3 protein-coding genes and 1 pseudogene are annotated in these 5,528 nt (G+C 39.9%); 2 read left to right on the plus strand and 2 right to left on the minus strand.

The features are described 5' to 3' along the window. The first annotated feature begins 503 nt into the window (after nt 1–503). Nucleotides 504–2,108, plus strand: coding sequence for a hypothetical protein (locus HEN33_RS23935; RefSeq protein WP_001430098.1), 1,605 nt, complete (start codon nt 504–506; stop codon nt 2,106–2,108). Between the two features lie 82 nt (nt 2,109–2,190). On the opposite strand, the gene HEN33_RS23940 is transcribed toward HEN33_RS23935, so the two are convergent. Together HEN33_RS23940 and HEN33_RS23945 are read right to left on the minus strand one after the other, a co-directional pair. Next, nucleotides 2,191–2,787 (minus strand): hypothetical protein, encoded by a 597-nt coding sequence (locus tag HEN33_RS23940; protein ID WP_000268404.1) that lies wholly within the window; start codon nt 2,785–2,787, stop codon nt 2,191–2,193. Nucleotides 2,788–2,916: 129 nt separating this feature from the next. Next, nucleotides 2,917–4,233, minus strand: a complete 1,317-nt coding sequence (locus HEN33_RS23945) for a tyrosine-type recombinase/integrase (protein ID WP_000290292.1) — start codon at nt 4,231–4,233, stop codon at nt 2,917–2,919. Between the two features lie 993 nt (nt 4,234–5,226). On the opposite strand from HEN33_RS23945, the pseudogene HEN33_RS23950 reads away from it, so the two are divergent. After that, nucleotides 5,227–5,528, plus strand: a pseudogene (locus HEN33_RS23950) (YpjCB family protein); the annotation flags it as partial.

A 5,528-nucleotide genomic window follows, 5' to 3' on the forward strand; every position in this document is an offset into this window, starting at 1 on the left:
AGGTTATTTTATGCAGACAAAAACAAAAAAAATCTTGTTATGATCTATGATATCAAGAGGAGGGGTAGTGACCAAAAATTTTCCCCAGAAAAGCCCCCACAACATTAGTTTGAAAACGTGACGAAGTTCACAAAATTATCTTCTGGCGATAATAGAACTTGTAAGAGGGAGTTGATTTTTGCCAACTTGCTAAAGCTAAAGTGCAGACAAAAGATAATAATTGAATGAAAACGATACATATTTTCAGATGAAAGTGACGTGACTGTAGAGGGCTATAACCGTAAAATCATTTACGTCCTGAGCAATATGCAACAAAAGGGAATGCTCGTAAAAAAATCAGGAATAAACGCTAAGGATATCGTATTAGATTCAGCATCGTAGCCACTGCATAACTGATTCCCATTTCGTAGAGGCTGTTAACTCTGTATCAATGTCCTGACAAAGGACTGTATCAAGTTTCTCTACTGGAAACAGCTATGCAATAGACGGAAGAATTTAACATTATGGTAACTAAAAAGGTAAAAACAAACCACCCGTACTATCGTGTTTTATCTGGCACCTCCATGCCGTTTCCCCACATACATGAAGCTGTTTCCGAACAGTTGCTTCTACTCATTTTCAAAGCACGCAGATTGTATCTGGATCCAGAATATCGTCCCTGGTTTGATGAACAACATCGGATTCTCTCGGCATTACGCGCTAACACAAAACTACAAAATATTTTAGAGCAAAATAGAGAGGACTACTCCATAGGTGAGACCGATAATCCACTATCTAAAGAGCTGTATGCTGCTTTTCAGGTTATGTGCCATTTATACAATGGTTTTGATAACAGACTCGTCAGCCTGAAAACCTGGGGAGATATGAACAGGGAACCAACAGCAAAATTTGTCGGCCAAAATAGTGGTGGCTGGAAAACACCTGAGATGGAAGAATTCGTCAGAAACGATTTGTTCAATATTCTGACAGATTGCAAAGCTCATTGCTCACCACTTCCCGCTCTGGTTCGACAAGGATATTGCCATCAAGATCTTTCTGTTGCGCACTCATGTACTAAAGAATTACTGGAACAACTGAACCGATACCATCAAATTGATGAATCAGCGATACTTGCCAGAACCCTTGGTTTGGCTATTAACAACTGCTATCACTCAGAAACAGAGGTTCCTGAATGGCTTTCTCCTTTTGAAAATGAATACAAAAGTCCCTGGAATTGTGAGAAACCAGATACTAACGATGTGAGTAAACTTAGAAAACAATTGCTAACAATCGGGCGTACAGAATTCGTGGACAAAATGTTTTCGCTAGCCAACAAAAATGCAACAAAGATAATATATGATGGATACGTTAAACTTTATGCTCTGGAAATATATGAATGGTTAAATAAATTAGTGCAATATTTTAAAGGAAATGATTTTATTCGTTACACCTGGAAATTCACAACAATTATTTCCGATGAAAGTGACACGATTGAAAACACCACCGCATGGGAAAAAGACTATTGTCAAATCACTATACAGCGCGATGAACTTCTGAAACTGATTTATACCAATACCCTGCAGGATGCAGCAATGAATCTTGCTGGTTGCCTGCAACAGGCATACATAGAACCGTTAAAAAGGGAAATAAATTATCCAGGAATAAACATTGATGCAAAAGAGCGTGAAATTAGAAAATCTATTGAATTCAGGAGCGAACTGAATAACTTCACAAACATCATGAAACAACTGGAAACATTTGAAAAATGGTATAACGCCAATAAAATTCTGTTGGTAAGTAACAAAAAGAAACGTACAGAAAAGATTGACGTGAATATTCGTCTTGCAGGACTGAAAGGCTATGATCTGAATGAAGGTATACCTGATGGTCAGGGACGCAAAATTAAAGATGGTGTGAATGAACTCGTCAAGGCAGATGGCAGTCTACAACTTCCACAAGATATCAGTGACACTTCGCTTAACCGTTACCGTCAAGCAGTTCAACACATTATTAAGGATGAGATCGACACGTTGCTGATAGCACAGAGGGAAAAAAATAAAATAAATCCATATAGCGAAGATAGATACTCGATACGACCTTTATGGGGAAAATGTCTGGTCGAACAGTAACTCACTGAGAAAGGGGATAGCAGTTCGCTATCCCCAAGGGAGACTTTCCAGCAAGATCTCAAAAAACGAGACACTCGGCAAATTATGCGGCTTTACCATTAACAGATTCAGCCACAAGAACGACAGCGTGTCTGTTTCGCTCAGGATGTTCACTCCAGATTTCTGATTCCGGGATGCTTTTCCCGTCATAACTGATCCGTTCGCCATCAAACGGGTAATACCGTGCGGAATCAGTATCTAAAATAAACACCTTCAGATTCGTTGAACGACGCGCAATATGCTGCCAGAGAGCTTTACCTCCTTCATATTGCTCGTTATCACTTAATAGTACAACGCCCGCTTTTGTGACTATCGTTTCATAAACAAACGTTGCAAGACCAACATCACGTACAGCGCCATCGACAACAATCCCTTCAATCTGAGCAACATCCTGTTCTTCCCAGAATTTCTGGACAAACACGCCTTCAAGCCGGGGACGACGCTGAAGCTCCAGAGTGGCAACAACCTTATGGCGAACATCACCATCAATAACAGAAGGTGCAGCTTCGATTACCGCAGCAAACGGAGTCTTTGGATCCCAGATGATCTGGTAAAGCACGCCCTGAATAGTTACTCCATCCAGTATCGAAAAACGACGAGCTACAGTAGCAGGGGAGTAAGACATTGGAATTACAGCCATTTTTGAATCCCCTCTGAGTAATACCGGCACGAAAATTTACCTCAATAATTATAGTAAACAATACAAGAACCAAGTGCATCAACAATACCCATCAATTGTACACAATTCGTACAGCGACCAGGAACTCCCTCACCTTCTGCCAAACAGATTGACAACATTATTGCCTGTTTGCTGTTGATAGTTATTAACCCGGTCCTCCCAGATCTCAAGTGCTCTGCGTTTTTCTGGCAAATAATCGTATCGATCATAATGTTTTGAACTGACATCGTTCAACGCATGATTTTGAATACGATCGCGGATTTCCTTACTGATCCCAGCTTCTCCCATTAACGTTTTACAGGTCCGACGTAAGTCACGTGCTGTAAAAATTTTAAAGTCAGGATTAAAAGCCCGGAAATACATGATAGCGCGAGCCAGACTGTCCGTACGAACCGGACGCTTACCATTAGTCGAAAGTGGAAAAATGTAAGGGCTGGATTTTTCTTTTGTTAACTCCTGCACACAGGATAATTCCTGTAATGCTGATTCAGTCAACGGTATCAAATGCTCTCGTTTATTTTTAGAGACATCAGCAGTCACCAGCAGCGTTTTTTGTTGAAAATCAACATCACACCACTGACTGGCGATCATTTCGAAGGGACGTTGCCCTCCGGTATAGATACAGAATCGGATCAAATGTTGCATCAATAATCCAACGTTGGTTGCTTCAGCAAAATGTTCCATTAGAAAACGCAACTCTTCAAGTGTCAGCCAGGTATCACCGACTTTTTCAGCAGATGACTGTTTCGGTATCACTGACACCGGATTTGCCTCCAGCCCAAAAGTAATCCCTGCACTTGTGTTCATCGGATCGTTATCTGCTTTCAGTCCATAGTTAAATGCAGCCATCAGGTAAGAACGGATCCGGTTAGAGTGAACCACAGCACCACGCTGAATGATCCCGGCCAGGATATGTTTAATCTGTCCGGAAGTCACATCTTTAGCTTTAGTTTCACGGGGGATCACTGTATAGCATTCATTTTCAAGGCGTTTCAGAACATCCTGCCATGTCCTCTTATTATCAATTTTCATTTTGTTAACATAACCATGAATCAATGCTTCAAATGAGCCCTGTGATTGATGGAGTTGTATCCGCTGCTGTTCTGCAAACTGTTGTCGTTCCAGTTCTGCCTGGGGATCCTTTCCTTCAATGAGCCAGGCACCATACTTTTTTGCCAGTTCATTCGCTGTGGCCAGTTTCATCTCAGGCCATATACCCAATTGAATGAATCTTTCTTTTTTCCCTTTTTCCACGTAATAGCGGAAATAGAAAATCTTGCTGCCAGAAGACTGAACTTTGACACCAAGTCGTCCAGTGCCACGTTGAGAGCTGTTGCTCCAGACATAGAACGATGTCTTTTTTGCTTTCAATGCTCGGATGGCTGTTTCAGTAAGATTGACGGCCATAGAACCTCTTTTCTAAACCAGTAACAATCAGAATAACTCGTGATTTTGGGTCAGGTAATGGGTCAGGTAACGATCGTACAATGAAGAAAAAACGGAACCAAGCGGAGACAGAGAAAATTACATAATTCATTGATTATAAACAACTAATAAAGCAATCGCGAACAAACAAAAACAATATAGAACGAACTTGCCTCATGACTCATAATCGCTTGGTCGCTGGTTCAAGTCCAGCAAGGGCCACCATATCAGCATTCACGTATCAGGAAGAGTTAAGGGTACAAGGGGTACTCGATGGCGGTCTATATTTCACGACTAACGCCATTTCAAGGAAGAAGTGTGGTGGGTGGTTTCGAATGAGGGCTGGTGTTTTGGTACGTGGCACGCCACTGCAATGTATTTATCCATCAGTACTCATTCAAAAGTACTTGGAAAAAATGCCCGCTATGCCAAGCGGGCAAATTGCTTACATGTGGAATTAAGTAATTAACGATAAAGCCAGAGTATTATCATTTATTATACCCCTTCATTTAATCAGGTTAATTACTCAAATCACTGAACTATTCTCTGTTCGCTCACTTATGCTGAGTGAGTACCACGACCAATGTATGTAGAACAATGCCGTAGAGTAAGGATGAAATGTCTCTGCCACGCCTTAAACATCTACTACTGACTAGAACCGCCGTCGCATGCAGAAGAGTCTTGTGAGCGTTACAGGAGTCTGGCTTTGCTCATTAATCAACGCTATTTAGATATAAATTTCTAACACTCGAAAAACGATTTTCACTAATAAATTATAACGGGTGGTTTTTATCATACAGCGAAATAACCTTTTGTTTATTAAATTTAACATTCCTGTGCTAAATTAATTAAAAGTACCATGTATAGCATATGAAGCTGTTAATGCCAGCAATTGTCTCAAATGAGCGATTTTTTATAGTGACAAACAATAATAACATTAAAAATAATCATGTGACATTAACTGAGGAAAAGACAATGTTAGTTAGTAAAAGCAATGAAATTAACACTAGCACATTTATAAATAGTGGAAATTGTAATGAAAGAAAATCTTCTAAATCCATGGAGTTACTAGCTTATAGTATTATAAAATTAATTTGTAAAGAAGCTGCCTCAGGGACGTATAACGGTGCTCTTGAAATTTTACAAAAAATGATGTCTGAATGTAAATATCATGAAGGCAATGCTTTTGTCATTATGGGAGCCGGAGAACAATTAAAATGTATTAAATATGATGCTAATGAAAATAAATTAAAAGTATACAACGTACACTTTGATAA

The organism is Escherichia sp. 94.0001, from assembly GCF_013369155.2.
Lineage (GTDB): Bacteria > Pseudomonadota > Gammaproteobacteria > Enterobacterales > Enterobacteriaceae > Escherichia > Escherichia coli_F.